The sequence below is a fragment of the Streptomyces sp. BF23-19 genome, from assembly GCF_041106355.1.
GTDB classification, from domain to species: domain Bacteria; phylum Actinomycetota; class Actinomycetes; order Streptomycetales; family Streptomycetaceae; genus Streptomyces; species Streptomyces virginiae_A.
This window is the reverse complement of sequence record NZ_JBGBPT010000093.1, coordinates 1-17,413: the sequence shown is the minus strand read 5'-3', so window position 1 is coordinate 17,413 and position 17,413 is coordinate 1. Positions and strand designations below refer to the sequence as shown.

At 72.4% G+C, this 17,413-nt stretch carries 17 protein-coding genes; 7 read left to right on the top strand and 10 right to left on the bottom strand.

The genetic code is table 11. The annotated features are described in order from the left end of the window. Positions 1-64: 64 nt before the first annotated feature. Together AB8A24_RS36220 and AB8A24_RS36215 are read right to left on the bottom strand one after the other, a co-directional pair. Positions 65-334: a DUF4190 domain-containing protein gene (locus AB8A24_RS36220; RefSeq protein ID WP_369478621.1), complete on the bottom strand. Its 270-nt coding sequence runs from the start codon at positions 332-334 to the stop codon at positions 65-67. Next, positions 331-522 carry a hypothetical protein gene (locus AB8A24_RS36215; RefSeq protein ID WP_266386550.1) on the bottom strand — a complete coding sequence of 64 codons (192 nt, stop codon included), beginning with the start codon at positions 520-522 and terminating at the stop codon, positions 331-333. The genes AB8A24_RS36220 and AB8A24_RS36215 overlap by 4 nt, the downstream gene beginning before the upstream one ends. Positions 523-621: 99 nt before the next feature. Between AB8A24_RS36215 and AB8A24_RS36210 the strand changes: the two genes are divergently transcribed. Continuing rightward, a complete protein-coding gene (locus AB8A24_RS36210) occupies positions 622-1,245 on the top strand; it encodes a TetR family transcriptional regulator (protein WP_328965087.1) in 624 nt (207 codons plus the stop codon). Between the two features lie 54 nt (positions 1,246-1,299). On the opposite strand, the gene AB8A24_RS36205 is transcribed toward AB8A24_RS36210, so the two are convergent. Then, positions 1,300-3,351 (bottom strand): MMPL family transporter, encoded by a 2,052-nt coding sequence (locus AB8A24_RS36205; protein ID WP_328965088.1) that lies wholly within the window; start codon positions 3,349-3,351, stop codon positions 1,300-1,302. Positions 3,352-3,675: 324 nt separating this feature from the next. Between AB8A24_RS36205 and AB8A24_RS36200 the strand changes: the two genes are divergently transcribed. From AB8A24_RS36200 to AB8A24_RS36190, 3 genes are all read left to right on the top strand, one after another. Then, positions 3,676-4,941 (top strand): AI-2E family transporter, encoded by a 1,266-nt coding sequence (locus AB8A24_RS36200; RefSeq protein ID WP_369478620.1) that lies wholly within the window; start codon positions 3,676-3,678, stop codon positions 4,939-4,941. Between the two features lie 102 nt (positions 4,942-5,043). After that, on the top strand, positions 5,044-5,967 hold the full coding sequence (locus tag AB8A24_RS36195) for a hypothetical protein (RefSeq protein WP_369478619.1): 924 nt from the start codon (positions 5,044-5,046) through the stop codon (positions 5,965-5,967). A gap of 59 nt (positions 5,968-6,026) precedes the next feature. Beyond that, positions 6,027-8,456 carry a SpoIIE family protein phosphatase gene (locus tag AB8A24_RS36190; RefSeq protein WP_328965091.1) on the top strand — a complete coding sequence of 810 codons (2,430 nt, stop codon included), beginning with the start codon at positions 6,027-6,029 and terminating at the stop codon, positions 8,454-8,456. A gap of 22 nt (positions 8,457-8,478) precedes the next feature. Here the strand turns inward: AB8A24_RS36190 and AB8A24_RS36185 are convergent, their stop codons facing one another. From AB8A24_RS36185 to AB8A24_RS36170, 4 genes are all read right to left on the bottom strand, one after another. After that, positions 8,479-8,892, bottom strand: coding sequence for an ATP-binding protein (locus AB8A24_RS36185; protein WP_328965092.1), 414 nt, complete (start codon positions 8,890-8,892; stop codon positions 8,479-8,481). A gap of 167 nt (positions 8,893-9,059) precedes the next feature. Further along, a complete protein-coding gene (locus tag AB8A24_RS36180; protein ID WP_369478618.1) occupies positions 9,060-9,554 on the bottom strand; it encodes a hypothetical protein in 495 nt (164 codons plus the stop codon). Between the two features lie 2 nt (positions 9,555-9,556). Further along, positions 9,557-10,099 (bottom strand): hypothetical protein, encoded by a 543-nt coding sequence (locus tag AB8A24_RS36175; RefSeq protein WP_328965094.1) that lies wholly within the window; start codon positions 10,097-10,099, stop codon positions 9,557-9,559. A 274-nt stretch (positions 10,100-10,373) separates the two neighbouring features. After that, positions 10,374-11,318, bottom strand: coding sequence for a methionyl-tRNA formyltransferase (locus AB8A24_RS36170; protein ID WP_328965095.1), 945 nt, complete (start codon positions 11,316-11,318; stop codon positions 10,374-10,376). Between the two features lie 252 nt (positions 11,319-11,570). Here AB8A24_RS36170 and AB8A24_RS36165 point away from each other — a divergent pair, with 252 nt between their 5' ends. Both AB8A24_RS36165 and AB8A24_RS36160 read left to right on the top strand, forming a co-directional pair. Further along, on the top strand, positions 11,571-12,905 hold the full coding sequence (locus AB8A24_RS36165) for a lysine N(6)-hydroxylase/L-ornithine N(5)-oxygenase family protein (protein ID WP_369478617.1): 1,335 nt from the start codon (positions 11,571-11,573) through the stop codon (positions 12,903-12,905). A 12-nt stretch (positions 12,906-12,917) separates the two neighbouring features. Then, the gene (locus AB8A24_RS36160; RefSeq protein WP_369478616.1) at positions 12,918-14,477 is read left to right on the top strand and encodes an amidohydrolase; all 1,560 of its coding nucleotides are present in this window, start codon (positions 12,918-12,920) and stop codon (positions 14,475-14,477) included. A gap of 16 nt (positions 14,478-14,493) precedes the next feature. On the opposite strand, the gene AB8A24_RS36155 is transcribed toward AB8A24_RS36160, so the two are convergent. The 3 genes from AB8A24_RS36155 to AB8A24_RS36145 form a co-directional block, all read right to left on the bottom strand. Then, the gene (locus AB8A24_RS36155) at positions 14,494-14,643 is read right to left on the bottom strand and encodes a hypothetical protein (protein WP_199920808.1); all 150 of its coding nucleotides are present in this window, start codon (positions 14,641-14,643) and stop codon (positions 14,494-14,496) included. Between the two features lie 76 nt (positions 14,644-14,719). Beyond that, complete coding sequence (locus AB8A24_RS36150) at positions 14,720-15,988, bottom strand: DUF3533 domain-containing protein (protein WP_328965098.1); 1,269 nt, start codon at positions 15,986-15,988, stop codon at positions 14,720-14,722. A 166-nt stretch (positions 15,989-16,154) separates the two neighbouring features. Next, the gene (locus tag AB8A24_RS36145) at positions 16,155-17,111 is read right to left on the bottom strand and encodes a hypothetical protein (RefSeq protein WP_328965099.1); all 957 of its coding nucleotides are present in this window, start codon (positions 17,109-17,111) and stop codon (positions 16,155-16,157) included. A gap of 104 nt (positions 17,112-17,215) precedes the next feature. Here AB8A24_RS36145 and AB8A24_RS36140 point away from each other — a divergent pair. Beyond that, on the top strand, positions 17,216-17,413 hold a 198-nt coding region (locus AB8A24_RS36140; RefSeq protein ID WP_369478615.1), incomplete at its 3' end, for a hypothetical protein.

Sequence of the window (17,413 nt, the reverse complement as noted above, 5' to 3'; positions counted from 1 at the left end):
AGGACGTTGTGCGGGTGGCCGCCCGGTGTGGCTCCACGCGGCTTCCGACCCCGCTCGACGGAGCTCAGGCCAGGCCCCACGACCACGTTCCGTCGGCGGTGACGAGGCAGCCGAGGACGGCCAGGTCGGCCAGGCCCAGGGCGATGCCCAGACGGGCCCGGCCGGGCCTGGTCGTGCGCCGCCGCAGGGCGAGGGCGCCGAGGACGACGGCGGTCGGGCCGAGGATCAGGTTCATCACGAGCAGCCCCACCAGGCCGAGGACGAACCCGGTGACGGCCATCGCATCGGCGTCACGGGTACGGGCCCGGTTGTCGGATCCGGTCAGCGGGCTCATCGCACACCTCCGCGTCCGTGGTCGAGGCGTCCGGCCCGGCGATGGGCGGCGAAGCGCTCGCGTGTGGCGAAGAGGGCGAGCCAGAGGGCGATGGCCAGACCGGCGACCGCACTGACGGGCGCGGGGACATGGGCCACGGCGCCGAGGACGACGCCGAGCACCAGCAACGCACCTACGAGGAAGAGCATGAGACGTCCTTCCATTCAGGTAACAGTTGTTCACTGACTACCCGGTTCAGTTGTCCTCATGCTGGCGGCGCACAAGTGTGACGCGGTTGACTTCGCGTCATGAGTTCGGACACCGGCCTTCGTGAGACCCAGCGCCGCCGTACCCGACGCGCCCTCCTCGACGCGGCCTTGGCGGAGTTGACGGACCGCAGCCTCGGTAGCCTCGGCCTCAGAGAGGTGACCCGGGCCGCCGGAGTCGCCCCCACCGCCTTCTACCGCCACTTCCGGGGCATGGACGAGCTGGGGACCGCACTGGTCGAGGAGGCGCTGGCCAGCCTGCACGCGACGGTGCGGGACATCCTCGCCGCGACCGGCGACGCCGGTCGGCGCGGCGACGCCGTGGTGCGGCTCGTCGCCGAACTCGTGCGCGGCCGGCCCGCGCACGTCCGCTTCCTGGTCCGCGAGCGCCACGGCGGGGTGCCGGCGGTGCGGGACGCCATCGCCGGGCACCTCGACGTGCTCGCCGACGAGGTGGGCGCAGCCCTCGCCGCCGATGCCCTGAGCGCGGGCTGGGACGCCGACGACGTGACGATGCTGTCCCGGCTGCTGGTGGATCACATGTTCATGACGGCCTCGGCGTTCCTGGCCGCCTCCCTCCGGGGAGAGGACTGGTCGGCGGCCACCGGCACGGCACGGGCCCAGCTCCGCCTGATCCATCTCGGACGCGTGAACTGGCCGGGTTGAGGTGGGCGCCGCGCCGCTGCGCCCCGCACGTGGTGACCCGAACCCCCGGTCGCCTCAGAGATCGGCGCTCGGGCGGCGGCTCAGCCGGCCCGGCCACCAGGCCGCGGGGCCGATGTCCAGGACCAGTGCGGGAACCAGGAGCGAGCGCACGATCAGGGTGTCCAGGAGGACGCCGAAGGCCACGATGAAGGCGATCTGCACGAGGAACGCCAGCGGGATGACGCTCAGTGCGGCGAACGTGGCGGCGAGGACCACCCCCGCGGACGTGATCACCCCGCCGGTGGCCGTCAGTCCCCGGGTCACCCCCTCGCGGACGCCGCGGCGCAGCGACTCCTCGCGCACCCGCGACATGAGGAAGATGTTGTAGTCCACTCCCAGGGCGACGAGGAAGACGAACCCGTACAGGGGGACGGACGAATCCGTGCCGCTGAACCCGAACACGTGGCGGAAGACGAGGGCGGACACGCCCAGGGTGGCGAAGAAGTTCAGGGCCACCGTCGCCACCAGCAGCAGCGGCATCACCAGGGAGCGCAGCAGGGCCACCAGGATGACGAGGATGATGGCCAGCACCACCGGGACGATGACCTCGCGGTCGCGCTCGGCGGTCTTCTGCGTGTCGTAGGCCTGCGCGGTGTAGCCGCCCACGAGGGCCTGCGCGCCCGGCACCTGATGGACCGCCTCGCGGAGCCGAACCACCGTCTCCTTCGCGGCCGCGCTGTCCACGGGATCCTTCAGGACCACGTCGATCCGTACCCGGCCGGCCCGCTCGCCCCGCACGGCGGCCGAGTCCACGCCCCGCGTGCCTTCGGCCTGCTCGCGTACCCGCGCCTGCCGGTCGGCGGCGGCGATCACGACGGCCGGATTGCCGGCCCCTCCCGGGAAGTGCCGGCCGAGTACCTTCTGTGCCGTCACCGAAGGGGCCTCGTTCACGAAGATCTCGTCCAGCGGAACACCGCCCGAGTGCAGCGTGGGCGCGAAGGCGGCGCACGCGAGCAGGCCCGCCAGAGCCACGGCCCACACCCGCCGGGGAGCGCCGCCGACGAGGGCGGCGATCCGGCTCCAGATCCCGGCCGAGCCGCTCCCGGCGGTCACGTGCGCCGGCCAGTAGGCCTTGCGTCCCAGCAGCACCAGCGCCGCCGGGAGGAAGGTGAGCGCGCTCGCCACCGCGCAGACGATCCCGATGGCCCCGACGGGCCCCAGCGCCCGGTTGTTGGTCAGGTCGCTGAGGAACAGGGCGAGCAGGCCCAGGGCCACGGTGCCCGCGCTGGCCACGATCGGTCCCCAGGACTGCCGCAGGGCCGCGCGCATGGCGGCGTACCGGTCCTTCGTGTGCCCCAGTTCCTCACGGAAGCGGGCGGTCAGCAGCAGGGCGTAGTCGGTGGCCGCGCCGATGACGAGGATCGAGAGGATCCCCTGGACCTGCCCGTCGACCCGGACCAGCCCCGCGCTCGCCAGGGCGTAGACGATCGCGCAGGCCAGCGAGAGGGCGAACACCGCCCCGATGATGATCAACAGCGGCAGGAGGACGCTGCGGTAGACGAGCAGCAGGATGACGAGGACGGCCGCCAGCGCCACGCCCAGCAGCAGTCCGTCGATTCCGGCGAAGGCCTGCGACAGGTCGGCCCGGGTGGCCGCCGGTCCCGTCACGTGGAACGTGGTGGCCGCGACCCGGGAGCCGGCTTCCCGGATCTCGGCGACCGCCGCGGGCAGCTCGTCGCCCAGCGCCGGGTCCAGGGGGATCACCGCCTGCAGCGCCCTGCCGTCGCGCGACGCGAGGACGGGGGAGGCCGAGCCGGCGGTCCAAGGCCGGCCCTCCAGCGTGGCCAGTGCGGCCCGCGCGGAGGCGGCCTGGGCCGGGGTCACCTTCGTGGCGCCGTCCGCAGTCCAGACCACCACGGCCGGCAGCGACTCCTCCTGCCGGAAGGCTCCCTGGGCCTGGGCGACCCTGGTGGATTCGGCACTGCGGGGGAGGAAGGCGGCCTGGTCGTTGGTGGACACCTCGCCGAGCTTGCCCGCGTAGGAGCCGAGGCTCCCCCCGACGCCCAGCCAGACCACGAGGAGGAGGACGGGCACCAGCCACCGGGCCGGTCGGGGCGAGGTGCGCATGATGCTCCTGAGTCAGGTGGGGGTGGACGGCCCATGGGCCCGATGGTCCAGAGTGGCCACGGGTGCCCCCGGAAGGCGGCCGGACACGCCCCGGAGATAGGGGGCTCACCCTCCCCGCGACGGCGCGCGAGGGCAACGTGCAGCGTTTGTGCATCACTTGCCGCCCGGCGGACCGGGCCCGGGGATCGCCCGCAGGGCCGCTCGACCCTCGATGAACGACGGCGGCCGGGATTCGTTCGCACGAGATGCGAGTACCTCGGGCCGGGCCTGCCTGAGCGGCCGAAACCTGGGCAGACGGCGAGGTGGGACGGAAGGAGGTTCACGATGCCCGGAATCCGCACCTGGCCCGGCCGCGTGAAGGCCGGCGTCGCCGCGCTCGGGGAACGCCGTGCACAGGCGCTCCACGAGGCCGAGCTGTCGGACGAGCGGGAGCGCGCGGCCGAAGCGCACCGCAGGCGTCCGCGTAACCCGGACCCCGCCCGGGCGGTGCCCTGGGGCATCCGGGTCGCGGCCGAGGCAGGCTGGCGGTTCCTGGTGCTCGCCGCCGCCCTGTGGGTGGTCATGCGGGTCATCGGTTCCGTCCGGCTCGTCGCCCTCGCCTTCGTCGCCGCGCTGCTCATCACGGCCCTGCTGGAGCCGACCGTGTCCCGGCTGCACCGCGTCGGGCTCTCCCGGGGGCTCGCCACCGCCGTCACCGCGCTCTTCGGGTTCGTCGTTCTGGGGTTGATCGGCTGGTTCGTCGTCTGGCAGGTCCTGGACAACCTCGACAATCTCTCCGGGCGGCTCCAGGAGGGCATCGAGGAACTGAAACGATGGCTCCTCGACAGCCCCCTCCACGTGACCGAGCAGCAGATCAACGATGTCGCCGGGCGCTTGAGCGACGCCATCGGAACCAGCACCAGCGAGATCACCTCGACCGGGCTCCAGGGCGTGACCGTCCTCGTGGAGATCCTCACCGGGATGCTGCTGGCGATGTTCTCGACGCTCTTCCTGCTGTACGACGGCAGGCGCATCTGGCGCTGGACGCTCAAGCTGGTGCCCGCCGCCGCCCGCCACGACGTGGCCGACACGGGCCCGGCGGCTTGGCGCACCCTGACCGCCTACGTACGCGGGACCATGATCGTCGCCTTCATCGACGCCCTGTTCATCGGTCTCGGCATCTACTTCCTGGGCGTGCCGCTCGCCGTCCCCATCGCCGTGGTGATCTTCCTGGCCTCGTTCGTTCCCCTCGTCGGCGCCGTGGCGTCCGGGGCGCTCGCCGTGGTCGTCGCCCTGGTCACGCAGGGGGTGTTCACCGCCCTGATGACCCTGCTGGTGGTGCTCGTCGTCCAGCAGATCGAGGGACACGTGCTGCAGCCGTTCATCCTCGGGCGGGCCGTACGGGTCCACCCCCTCGCGGTGGTCCTGGCCGTCTCGGCCGGCGGCGTGCTGGCCGGCATCGGGGGAGCGGTCGTCGCCGTCCCCCTGGTCGCCGTGGCCAACACGGTGATCGGGCACTTGCGCGCCCACGCCGCGGACGCCGAGAGCGAGGCGGAGGCCGAGGAGGAGCCGGCGGATCCGCCGACGGCGCCCCACCAGGAACCCGCCTGACATCCCGGCGGTCCGGCGGCCGACCGGTTACCGGGACGAACCTGCGCGCAGGCCGACGTGGCGCACCGGATCATGGCCGCGGTGCGGGGCAGGGTGGCCGCCATGGACGTGGATGCGGTGATCTTCGAGCTGTACGGGCTGCGGCCGGCGGACTTCACCAGGGCCCGCGACGCCTACGCGGCGCAGGCCCGCCGGGAGAAGGACAGCGCGGCCGCGGCCGCGATCGGCGGACTGCGCAGGCCGACCCTGGCCGTGTGGGCCGTGAACCTGCTGGCACGTACCCGTCCCGACCTGGCCGAGGCGCTGCTGCGCCTCGGCACGGAGCTGCGCCGTGCGCACCGGGAGCTCGACGGCGAGCGGATGCGGGCGCTGTCGCACCAGCAGCACCAGGTGATCGGCGCGCTGTCCGCGGAAGCCGCGCAACTGGCGGCCGGGGCGGGGGAGCGGCTACGGGAGACGGCACTGCGCGAGGTCGGCGAGATCTTCCACGGGCTGTTGGTCGATGACGACGCCGCCCGCCGGTGGGCGGCCGGCCGCCTCGCGAAGCCGCCGCCCGTGGCGGTGGGTTTCGAGGGGCTGGAACCGGCCCCCGGCGCGATGCCCCCGCCCCTCACTCGCCCACCCCGCCCCGCACCGGTTTCCGCGCCCGCTCCCGCCCCCGCCCCGGCCGCTCCGGCCCGGACGGCGGTCGGCCGGGAGACAAGGGGAGTCCGGCGGGCCGCCGCCGAGAAACGCCGCTCCCGGACGGTGGCCGCGCGGGAAGACGCCGCCGAAGCGTCGGCGGCACTACGGCGTACCGAGCAGCGCCTCGCCGAGGCCGCGGCCGCCCGGGACCGGGCCGAGGGCGAGGCGGCCGACCTGCTCGAGGAACTTTCCGCCGTGCGACAGCGGGTCGAGGCGGCCCGGCGGGCGGTACGGGAGACGAAGCAGGCGTACCGGCGGGCCGAGCAGGCTCACTCCGAGGCCCGACGGACGGCGGAGAAGGCCGCACGCCGATTCCAGGAACCGACCCGGAGCGAGGACTGACGCGAGGTCGGCCCATCGCGGATCCGCACCGGTATCGGTCACCGTGCCATGCTCGAAGGGTGCAGACGGATCCGACGGCCCCGGGCGACGGTGCGTCTCCCGAGGTACTGGCCCTGGCCAAGGTGGTGGCCAGGCTCCGGGCCGAGGTGGCGGACCTGGAAGGCCTTGCCTCCGTCGTGGGCGTGTTGGAGCGGGCCAAAGGCGTACTGATGGCCCGGGAAGGCGTGTCGGCCGATGCGGCGTACGAGACGCTGGTCCGGCGGGCCGGGAGCCGGAGTACGACCTTGATGGAGGAATGCTGGGTCACCCTCGGCGGGATCCGGCCGAAGCCCGGCACGGCGCGTCCGCCGGCCGCGGACCCGGTCACGACGAGTGGCCGTACGACCCCGCAGGGTGTCCTGCCCGCCTTCGGCGCGGACCCCCGCCCCGGCCGCGATGAACCGGACTCGCGCACCCTGCCGGCCGCGCTGCCATCCGGCCTGGCGGTCGCGCTGACCGACGCCCGGAGCACGGACGACACCGCGGAGATCCTGCACGAGGCGCTGCGCCTCCCCCTCGCGGTGGACGGGGTGATGATCTACACCTTGAACGGGGCCGGGCGGCTGGAGCTCATCGGTCACTCGGGGATCGACGAGGTACTGGCGGCGCAGTGGCAGGACGTCCCCCCGCTGTCCGGCGTCGCCGCCCTGGAGGCGATCACCTCGGGTGAGCCACGGTGGCTGGACGATCCGGAGCGGGACGCCGAGAGGTACCGGCTCATCGGGCCGCCCGAGCGATGGCCCACCCGCGCGTGGATCCCCGTACCGGGCGCGGACACGGTCACCTGCGCCATCGGATTCTTCCGGAAGGCATCCACCCCCTTCGGCGGTGAGGAGCAGGCCCTGCTCCAACAGGCCGTGCGCCTGTGCGGCGGCCCCCTGCGGGTCTTGGAGCACCGAACCGCCGGGCCGGCGGACCTGGACGTGGCCGCCGTCCAGAGCATTCTCGACGCCGTGTCCGGGGCGGTGATCCTCCTGGCACCGCTGCGGTCACCGAGCGGTCAGGTGGAGGACTACCGCATCGAGGCGGCCGCTCCGGAGTCGGTGGACGTGGCGGGCCGCCGCGGGCGGGAGCTGGTCGGCCGACGGATCCTGGAGACCTATCCGACCGTGGCGGGAACACCCTTGTGGCAGGGCTACCTCAAGGCCCTGGACACCGGGATCACCTACGAGGGCGAGCCGTTCTCGTACCGGGAGGTGACCGCGGGGGTACCCGAGACATCCGTCTACTCCGTCCGCGCCACCCGGCTGGCCGGTCGGCTGGTCGTCTCGTGGATCCGCCAGGACACCACCACACGCGAGAACCGCAGGCTGGCCACCATGCAGCGCCTGGGCAACCTCGGCTGGGCCGACTGGAATCCGGGCACGGGCACGGTCAACTGGTCCGACCAGGTGTACGCGGTCTTCGACCGCTCGCCGGACCTCGGGCCCGTCCCGTTGGAAGAGCTCCCGCGGCATGTCCTTCCGGACGACCGGCCCGCATTCGCCGGCGCCGTTCGGCGGCTGCTGGAGGAAGGGGTGCCGATCGACCGACCCTTCCGTATCGGCACCACGGACGGGGTACGGCACCTGCGCCTGGTCGCCGAGGCCGAGACGGACGCCTACGGCGCCCCGGTAGAGGTGCACGGCTTCTTCCAGGACTGCACGCCGCAGCGGGACACCGAGCTCGCCCTGATGGAGAGCGAGCGCGCCGTACTGGTCCAGCGGGGTGTGCTCCAGGCCGAACGGGCCATCGCCGCACGTCTTCAGCACGCTCTGCTGCCCATACCTGAGCAGTCGATCGAGCTGGTCGGGCTGTGCGTCGACATCGCCTACATGCCCTCGGACACCGGAGTGAACGTCGGCGGAGACTGGTACAGCGCCATCGAACTCCCGGACAGGAGCGCCCTCTTCGTCGTCGGGGACGTCGCGGGCCACGGACTGGACGCCGTCGGGGCGATGGCCCAGCTGCGGTTCACCGCCAAGGGCATGATCATCACCGGCTCGGCCCTGCCCGACGCCATGGACCGCCTCAACACCCTGCTCCTGCACACGGCCGCCGACTCGGCCGCCACCACCGCGACGATGATCATGGCGCGCTACCGTCCGGCGGAGCGGCGCATGGCCTGGGTGCGGGCCGGGCACCTGCCGCCCCTGCTGGTGCGCGGCGGCGAGGCACGCTTCCTCCCGCTGCTGGAGGGGAACCTGCTGGGGGCGTCCTTCGACTCCGTGTACGTGGAGGAAACGCTCGACCTGGAGCCCGGCGATCACCTCCTGCTCTACACCGACGGGCTCGTCGAAGTCCCCGGAGAGAACGTGGACCGCGGACTCGACCGGCTCGCCGGGGCCGCCGCCGAGGCCATGGGCGGGGACGCCCCGGACGCCCTGGCCCGGCTCCTCGCGGCCCTTCACCCCGCGGGGCAGGACGACGTGTGCGTGCTGGACATCCACCTGCCGGCGGACGCCGAATGATCAGGAGCCGGCTCCAGCGGTGTCACACGGCGACGGCGACGCAGACGTGGACGCGCTTTCCGCCCGTGGCCGTGGGCATGATGCTGAACTCGCGGGCGATGCGGCGGACGAGGATCAGGCCCCAGCCGCCGCTGCCGTTGAGGTGCGGCGGGCGGGTCACGGGCGCGGCCGAGCTGGTGTCGGTGACGTCGATGTCGAGCAGCCCCTCGTGCAGGGCGAGGTCGAGGCTGCACGGGCCGTCGGTGTGCCGGACGGCATTGGTGACGAGCTCGGTCACGATCAGGGCGGCGGCGTCCGCGGAGGCCGGGAGCACCGGATGCCGCTGGTCGTCGGCACCGTGCAGGAACCGATAGGTCGCGTCGCGGGCCCGGCCGGCGGCACTGGCGTCGTCCGGCAGGTCGAGATGCCGTTGTGGTTGATCGTACGAGGGAGTCATCGGTGGCCCCGGGTGAGGTGTTCTCGCCTTCCTCTGTCCAGCGTGCATGCGGACGAGGCGGGTCGCACGGCGGGCGCGCCGGGCCCCTACCCTCGGGGTCCGGCGCGCGGCAGCCGCGTCGGGGCCTGATGCTCGCCCGCCGACAGCGTCATCGTGTGCCCTCGGTCTCAGGTGTTGAGCAGCCGGTTGAAGAAGGAGCGGTACTGCTGGAGTGCCAGCCGCAGCTCCTCGGTGGCGACCTGTTCGCCCTGGTCCCACTGCCCCTCCAGCCCCTGCTTGCGGGTGGAGAAGGTCTGGGCGAGCGTCCGCATCACCTCGGCGACCAGAGCGTCCGCCGACTTGACCGCTTCCTGCGGGTCGTCCACGAAGCGGCTCTGGATCTCGCGCCAGGTCCCGCGGTAGCCCTCCGCCTCCTCGCCGGCGAGGAGCGGTTCGTCCGTCGCCGAGGGCTGCTCGCCCTCGTAGCCGGCTCCCTCCTCCGCCCTGGCGTCGTCGTCGCCCCGGGTGTCCGTCGTCGCCTCGCCGGGGTAGGTGGGTGCCCGCCGGTCCTCGTCGAGCCGGGTGTCCGGCGCGGCGGACACCGCGCCGGGGTTCGCGATGTCCTCCGTCGTCAGCTCGGTGGCGACGGTCCGGTCGTCTTCCCTGTCCGTTCGGTTCTGCATGATCACCGGCTCCTCTGGTCGTCGAGCAACTCCTCGAAGAGCGCGCGGTAGTGCACCATCGCTCCGCGGAGTTCCTCCGTCGTCGTCCGCCCCGTACCGCTGCGCTCCTTGACGTCGTGCGCGGCGCGGTAGTGCTCCAAGGTCCGTCCGTGTTCGACCGAGAGATCGCGCACCTGGCGGCTGAATCCCTCCGCCGGGTATCCGCGCTCGTGCATCAGTCGCGTGACCAGCTCGTCGGCCTCGCCGACGGAGCCCTCCGGCCGGTCCACGAATCGCTCCTGGACACCGCTCCACTCCCGCGCGTACTGGTGACGCCGCTCCGACGGGAGTTCCTTGAGCTCGAATCCGGCGTGGCGCTCCTCGCGGGCCCGAAGGTCGCGCTCCGCGGCCATACGGCCGCCCTCGGCTTCGACCGTGCGGTCGTACTCGGGCCCGAACCTCTGTTGCAGGCGGCGTCGGCGGGACATCATCCACAGCCCGACGCAGACTGCGATGACCACGACCGCCGCGATGACGATCACGGTGATGAGCATGCTGTTCGACATGGCTCGCCTCCATCCGGGCCTGATCGGCCTCTGCCACGCGGCTGCCCGGAGTCACACCGGTCAAACGCGGGCCCGGCCCGCGGCCCCGCCGGGATGCAGCTCCGTCGCGGCCCCTGTCGGCACGAACCGCACCCCGCGACCGGCGGCTACCCGGCGGACGGGCGATCTGGAGGGACCGCGCGCGCAGGCCGCGCGGCGAACCTTCACGCGTACGGCCGGGGACCCCGCGTGACCCGGGCACCGGAAGGCTCGGTGCCTGGGGCGCAGGGGTGGGTCAGCGGCTGGTCAGGTAGCCGCCCATGGTGGTGAAGTAGTCGGTGGCGGGCATCTCTTCGCCGTCCTCGGTGCGGACCCGGGTGATGGCGAGGCCGTGGTTGCGCCCGGTGCGGGCGTCGGTTCCGGCCACGATCACGACGCCTTCGCCCTCGCGGTAGAAGACGCGGCCGGGCGTGCCCCCGTAGCGGCCCTCCGAGACGACGGCGGCCAGTACCTCCAGGCGCTTGCCGCGGTGGAAGGTGAAGGCGGCCGGGTAGGGGGCCGACTGGGCGCGGACGAGTCGCTGAAGGTCCTCGGCCGGCCAGTTCCAGTCGATGCGGATGTCCTCGGCCGACCGCTTGTGGAAGAAGCTGGCCTGGGACCGGTCCTGGTGGGTGAAGTCGGTCTCGCCGGCCGCGATCCGACCCAGGGCGCCCACGGTGACCGGCGCGATCAGGTCGACCGTCTTGTGGAACAGGTCGGTGGCGGTGTCCGTCGGGCCGACCGGTACGGCGCGCTGGACCACGATGTCGCCCGCGTCGAGCTCGTCGTTCATCAGGTGGGCGGTGACGCCCACTTCGGGCTCGTTGTTGATCAGCGCCCAGATCAGCGGGGAGAAGCCGGCGTACTTCGGCAGGAGGGAGTCGTGGACGTTGAGGGTGCCGTGGCGGGGGAGGTTGAAGATGCGCGGGGGGATCCATGTGCGCCAGTTGTTCGCCACGATGATGTCCGGGTCCGCCTCCTTGAGCCGGGTGAACAGCTCCTCGTCGTCGGGGCGGTTGCGGATGAGCACCGGGACACCGTGGTCGTCGGCGAGATCGGCGACGGAGTCGCTCCAGATCTTCTCGTACGCGTGCTCGCTCTTCGGGTGCGTCACGACCAGAACGACATCGTGTTCGGACTCCAGCAGGGCCTGCAGGGTGCGGTGCCCCCACGTCTGATAGCCGAACATGACGACCCGCATGGGGTTCCTCCTTGGAGCGGCGACAGATTTCAAATCGAGTAAAGCAAGCCTTACCTAACTGTGCAACATGCCCTTGTTCGGCGAGAGTTCAGCTCTCGATCGATGAAGGCTCGATCTGATTTGCCCATCGACAGGCCTGCGGTGTCAGGTTAGCCTTCCCTAAGTTCTCCTCGGGTTCCGCTCCTTCGGCGTGCCCTGACCTCGGTTCCCCCACGCATGGCAATCGGCTGCCCCCGCACGATTGGGAGTCACATGTCACAGGATCTGTCCGATGACGCGCCACTGATCCACGACCTCATCGGCATCGGCTTCGGCCCCTCGAACGTGGCCATGGCCATCGCACTGAGCGAGCACAACGCCGGCGTCGGACCGCAGGAAGCGGTCACCGCCCACTTCTTCGAGCAGCAGCCCCGGTTCGGCTGGCACCGCGGCATGCTCATCGACGACGCCACGATGCAGGTGTCCTTCCTCAAGGACCTGGTGACCCTGCGCAATCCGGCGAGCGAGTACAGCTTCCTCTGCTACCTCCAGAGCAGGGGTCGCCTGATCGACTTCGTCAACCACAAGAACCTGTTCCCGCTGCGCGTCGAGTTCCACGACTACTTCGAGTGGGCCGCCGCCAAGGTCGACGACATGGTCTCCTACGGATCCGAGGTCGTCGCCGTACGTCCGGTCCTGCGTGACGGCGCGATCGAGTACGTGGACGTGACCGCCCGATCCGGCACCGAACTCGTGGTCCACCGGGCGCGCAACCTGGTGATCGGCACCGGCCTGCGGCCGCAGATGCCGGAGGGCGTGGACCGTACCGAGCGGATCTGGCACACCTCGGAACTCCTCACGCGCGTAGCCACGTTGGGAGGCGCAGACCCCTCCCGGTTCGTCGTCGTAGGCGCCGGCCAGAGCGCCGCCGAGAACGTGGCCTTCCTGCACCGCACCTTCCCCCGGGCCGAGGTCTGCGCCGTCTTCTCCCGCTACGGCTACAGCCCCGCCGACGACAGCGGCTTCGCCAACCGGATCTTCGACCCCTCGGCGGTCGACGAGTACTACACCGCCCCCGAAGAGATCAAGCGCAAGCTGATCGAGTACCATGCCAACACCAACTACTCGGTGGTGGACATCGACCTCATCGACGACCTGTACCGGCAGGAGTACCAGGAGAAGGTCCTCGGCACCGAGCGGCTGCGCTTCCTGAAGGTGTCGCGGCTCGCGGACGTCACCGAGACCCCCGACCACGTACGCGTCACCGTCGAGTCGCTGGTCACGGGGGAGAAGGAGGCCCTGGCGGCCGACGCGCTGGTCTACGCGACCGGATACCGCTCGGCGGACGGCCTCGGACTGCTCGGGGACGTCGAGACGTACTGCCGGCGCGACGGACTCGGCCGCGTCCGCGTGGCACGCGACTACCGTGTCGAGAGCGCGCCCGAACTGCGCTGCGGCATCTACCTCCAGGGAGGAACGGAGCACACGCACGGCATCACGTCCTCCCTGCTGTCGAACACGGCCGTCAGGGTCGGCGAGATCCTCCGGTCCATCGTCGCCCACGGCCGTGTGCCGGTACCGGCCTCCCGTACGGCACCCACCCCCTGAGGACCCGCACCCATGCTCTGCACCAGGCTGACGAACGCCACCTTCCTCACCATGGACCCCGACCACCCCGTCGCCCACGACCTGGGCATCTGGCACGGCCGGATCGTCGGCCTGGACGAAGCCGTGACCGCACTGCCCGCCCGCGAGGTCGTCGACCTCCAGGGCGCCACCGTGCTGCCCGGTTTCATCGACTCCCACGTGCACCTGGCCTGGACCGGGCTGAAGGCCACCACCCCCGGCGTGGCGCCCTGCGAACGCGTCGAGGACGTGCTCGCCGTCGTCGCCGAGGCGGTCGCCCGGAAACCGCGGGGCGCGTGGGTGGACATCGGGGGCTACGACCAGCGGGCCCTCGGCCGGCACCTGACCGCGGCCGAGCTGGACAAGGTCAGCGACGGCCGCAAGGTGTTCATGCTGCACGACTCGGGACACGGCTGCGTCGTCAACACCACCGTCCTCGACCTGCTCCCCGGCGAACTCGCCCACGGCGAGGGCTTCCTCGCCGAGAGCGCCATGACCGCCGCCCGCCGACTGCGCCTGCCCTACTCGCAGGAGGAGATCGCCGACGCCGTCGAGCACGCCGGCCGCACCTGCCTCGCCGAAGGCGTCACCGCCTGCGCCGAGGCGGGCATCGGCGGCGGACTGCTCGGCAACAGCCCGGTCGAGCTCGGCGCCTACCAACTCCTGCGCGACCAGGGCCGGCTGCCGCTACGGGTCCAGCTCATGGCGGCCGCCGACACCCTGCGGCCCGTGACCGCGCACGCCTCGGACGGGATCCCGCGCGCCATCGACCTCGGCCTGCGTACCGGCTTCGGCGACGACTGGCTCTCCCTCGGCGCGCTCAAGGTCTACACCGACGGCGGCATGATGGCCCGCACGGCCGCACTCACCCGCCCCTACGAAGGGACCGACCGCACGGGGGAGTTCCAGGACAGCCCGGAGCGGATCACCGAGACCGTCGTCGACGGCCACCTCGCCGGCTGGCAGCTCGCCGTGCACGCCATCGGGGACCGCGCCGCCGACCTGGCCCTGGACGCCCTGGAACGAGCCCAGCGACTGCGGCCCCGACCCACCGCCCGGCACCGGATCGAACACGCCGGCCTGGTCCGGCCCGACCAACTGGCCCGCTTCGCCCGCCTCGGCGTGAGCGCGGTGGTGCAACCGCACTTCCTACGCTCCTTCGGCGACGACTACGCGACCGTGATGGGCCCGGAGCGGGCGCCCTGGATGTACCGGGGCCGGGGATTCCTGGACCACGGCGTCACCCTGGTGGGCAGCTCCGACCGCCCCGTCACCGACGGATCACCACTGAAGGCCGTCCAGTTCATGGTGGAACGGGCCTCCGCCTCCGGCCGCCTCATCGGTCCCGACGAGGCCGTCACCGTGCACGAGGCCCTGCACGCCTATACCGTGGCGGGCGCCTACGCCTCCCACCAGGACGGCAGCGCGGGCACCCTGGCCCCGGGCCGGCGTGCGGACCTGGCCGTACTGGGCGACGACCCGAGGCGGGTCGACCCTTCGCGGATCGGAGCCATCGAGGTCGTCGCGACGTACGTGGACGGCAGGCCCGCCTGAGGGCTGTCGCACCCTCCTAGTGGCGCCGCCCGCGCAGGCGGTCGAGGAGCCGTCCGGCCTGTGCGCGCTTGCGCGGGTCGGCGGCGGCCCGCCGCACCGATGCGACCGCCCGCTGCCCCTGCGGGCCGCGCGCGAACTGCTTGATTCTGGTCAACAACGCTGTCATGACGCCTCCTTGGGGTACTCACCCGCTCGTGTACCCCGAGGTGGGACGGACATGTGCACGCGGCGGGCGGAAGGTCTCAGGCGGGCTGCGGCGTGAGCCGCTTGAGGCCCTTGCGGTCGTAGTAGGCGGTCATGGCGAAGCCGAACAGCAGGGCCAGCACCGTGCCGACCGCGATCATGATCCAGGAGCGGGTGAGCCCCGCGTCCCCCCGGGCGTCGAAGTAGAGGATCGCCCGTACCCCGTCGCTGAGCTGACGCATCGGTTCGAAGTGGGAGAGGAACCGGTAGAAGCCGGGGACCGCCTGCAGCGGGACCGTCGCCCCCGACGACGGCAGACCCAGCACGATGAACACGAACATCGACACGAGCTGGCCGATCCCGCCGAACGCGGCGTTGATGGCCTGCACACCCAGGCCGACGGCGAGGGCCGCGCAATAGGAGTAGATCCACAGGAGCGGCAGGTGGGACGCGTCCATCCCCAGGATGCCGATGCAGGCCAGCATCACCAAGGCCGTACTGACGAGCGTGATGCCCGCCGTCATCAGCATCTTGAGGAGCAGCGTCTGGGTACGGTCGATCGGTACCGTCGGGCGGCGGGTGTGCCAGGGGCCGATCTCGTTGTCGGCGTAGCCGAGAGCGGTGTCGACGCCGTTGCTGATGACGTTGCCGCCCATGAACCCGGCCAGCACCAGCAGCAGGGTGTAGTAGAAGGCCGTCAGACCGAGGCCGCTCTCCGTGCCGATCGGGTGGCCCACCCGCGTGACGACGTCCACCGGGTCGGCCAGCAGCAGCTTCGCCGTGGGACTCGCCTGGGCGCCGGCGGCCGCCGTGAGCTGCTCGCCGATCTTGCGCGACGCGCTGTGGGCGGCCTGCGTCGTGATCTGACTCGCCAGCGAGGACCCGAGGCTGCCCTTGCCCGGGTTGGTGAGCACCGTGATGGTCGGCTGCTTCGTGGCCCCGGACGTGGGGAGCGCCGTGACCGAGTCCGTGAAACCGGCCGGGACCACCAGCGCGCCGTAGACCTTGCCGGAGTCGAGCTGGTCCTGGGCCTGGGCCAGGCTCAGCTCACGCCAGCCCGCCTTGCCGCCGGCGGGGTCGGCGGCGATGGCGGCGGTGATCTGCGTACCCAGGTTCTGCCGCTGCCCCGGCGGCGGCTTGCCCGTGTCCTCGTTGACGAGGGCGATGGGCAGATCGCGCAGTTCCGCGTTGGGATTGACGATGCCGCCCATGTAGAGCAGCGACAGCAGCAGGGCGAGCAGTCCCGTCAGGATCGTGGGGACCAACCACAGCTGGGGGCGGCGCACCAGGGCCGCGGCAGTGGCTTCGGGGGCGACGGTCGGGGACATCGGTCTCCGTAGCTTCCCGGCGGGCCGGGATCGAGGGCGGTGGGAGCGGCGGGGCCGCATGGCACCCTCAGAATGGTCTGCCCACCCGGAAAGGCCGCCGTACCCCTCGCGCTCCGGCCGCGAACCCGCGTACGGGACCACCGGAACGGCCCACCCCGGTGTTCGGTCACCAGGCCCAGCGGAAGCCGGCGGCCGCGTGTTCCAGCGCCGGGACGAACCGGTGGACCGAGCCGTCCCGCGCGAGGGCGACCGGCGTCTCGCCGAGGACCGTGCCGTCCCGGTGGTGGTCCCAGGTCGCCCACCAGACGCGGGCCGGGCGCGGTGCCGGCGGGAACTCGACGACCAGGTCCACGTTGTCGGCCCGGGCGTGCGCGACCCTCCGGTACTCGGTCACCCGCTCCCGGAACGGGCCGTAGACGACCTCGTACTCCAGCGAGGCGATCTGGCCGGCCGCCAGTGGGGCCGGGAAGGCGAGTTCCACGACCGGCGTGCTGCCCGGGAACTCCCGGCGGGCACCCACCCGGGCGCCACGCAGCACCGTGACGTCGACGGCGCCGGGCGGCAGCCGGCAAGGGAAAGAACCGACACCGTCCTCGCACGCCATCACCGCACGCGTGGTGCGGTGGCGTTCCGGAGCGCCGTCACGGCCGATGACATGCCGCTCGAACACCGAAACGGTGCGGTGGCGCTGCCGGACCGGAAGGTACTGCGGCAGCCGCAGGGTGTGCGCCACCGGACCGCCCGCATCCGCCGCCGGGACCACCTGCGCCGTCCCCGACCACAGCGCGCGCAGCGCCATCGCGTCGGCGCCGTCCATCGCGAAGGCCGCGACGAACCACTCCAACGTCTCCCGGCTCAGGAACTCCCCGCCGAGCGCGCGGTGCACCCGATCCTTCAGACGCCGCGCCAGATCCTGCTCCGTGTCCGGACGTTCACCGCTGTCCCACAGGTGCAGGGCCAGCACCCGCGCCACCGCCGAGGAGCTCACCGGGCCCGGTGTGCGGCGCAGCTCCTGCTGCTCCCAGCGGGTGCGGTAGGCCGTTCGCTCGGCCAGCAGCCGGCGCAGCAGATCCGCCGTGGCGGCGGCCGTCACCCGGCCGTCCGCGCTCCGTGTTCCCGCCATGCGGTGGGCCCGTCCTCCCGTGCGACACGACTGCGACGGAGCGATGGTGCACTCGTACCGGACCACGCCCGCGCACCGCCCCCCGTTCCGATGGGAGCCTACCCATGAACACCCCGGCCGCCGAACGGACTTCGTCCGATCCGTACCCGGCGGAGACCGTGCTGGAGCAGGCCTTCGCCGACGGGGCGCGGGCCGACCTCATGGGGGCGGCGAGCACGGCCGCCCGTACGGTACGGGCCGCCGCACTCACCGCGCTCCTGCGCGGGGTGCGCCGGCCGGGGGCGGCCGCGGGGCGGGACGGG

What these genes read in the sequence shown, in the direction of transcription:
- AB8A24_RS36210 (WP_328965087.1), top strand. Translation starts at nt 622, where the DNA reads ATGAGTTCGGACACCGGCCTTCGTGAGACCCAGCGCCGCCGTACCCGA.
- AB8A24_RS36170 (WP_328965095.1), bottom strand. Translation starts at nt 11,318, where the DNA reads ATGCGGGTCGTCATGTTCGGCTATCAGACGTGGGGGCACCGCACCCTG.
- AB8A24_RS36165 (WP_369478617.1), top strand. Translation starts at nt 11,571, where the DNA reads ATGTCACAGGATCTGTCCGATGACGCGCCACTGATCCACGACCTCATC.
- AB8A24_RS36200 (WP_369478620.1), top strand. Translation starts at nt 3,676, where the DNA reads ATGCCCGGAATCCGCACCTGGCCCGGCCGCGTGAAGGCCGGCGTCGCC.
- AB8A24_RS36220 (WP_369478621.1), bottom strand. Translation starts at nt 334, where the DNA reads ATGAGCCCGCTGACCGGATCCGACAACCGGGCCCGTACCCGTGACGCC.
- AB8A24_RS36215 (WP_266386550.1), bottom strand. Translation starts at nt 522, where the DNA reads ATGCTCTTCCTCGTAGGTGCGTTGCTGGTGCTCGGCGTCGTCCTCGGC.
- AB8A24_RS36195 (WP_369478619.1), top strand. Translation starts at nt 5,044, where the DNA reads ATGGACGTGGATGCGGTGATCTTCGAGCTGTACGGGCTGCGGCCGGCG.
- AB8A24_RS36155 (WP_199920808.1), bottom strand. Translation starts at nt 14,643, where the DNA reads ATGACAGCGTTGTTGACCAGAATCAAGCAGTTCGCGCGCGGCCCGCAG.
- AB8A24_RS36160 (WP_369478616.1), top strand. Translation starts at nt 12,918, where the DNA reads ATGCTCTGCACCAGGCTGACGAACGCCACCTTCCTCACCATGGACCCC.
- AB8A24_RS36180 (WP_369478618.1), bottom strand. Translation starts at nt 9,554, where the DNA reads ATGCAGAACCGAACGGACAGGGAAGACGACCGGACCGTCGCCACCGAG.
- AB8A24_RS36145 (WP_328965099.1), bottom strand. Translation starts at nt 17,111, where the DNA reads ATGGCGGGAACACGGAGCGCGGACGGCCGGGTGACGGCCGCCGCCACG.
- AB8A24_RS36150 (WP_328965098.1), bottom strand. Translation starts at nt 15,988, where the DNA reads ATGTCCCCGACCGTCGCCCCCGAAGCCACTGCCGCGGCCCTGGTGCGC.
- AB8A24_RS36185 (WP_328965092.1), bottom strand. Translation starts at nt 8,892, where the DNA reads ATGACTCCCTCGTACGATCAACCACAACGGCATCTCGACCTGCCGGAC.
- AB8A24_RS36205 (WP_328965088.1), bottom strand. Translation starts at nt 3,351, where the DNA reads ATGCGCACCTCGCCCCGACCGGCCCGGTGGCTGGTGCCCGTCCTCCTC.
- AB8A24_RS36175 (WP_328965094.1), bottom strand. Translation starts at nt 10,099, where the DNA reads ATGTCGAACAGCATGCTCATCACCGTGATCGTCATCGCGGCGGTCGTG.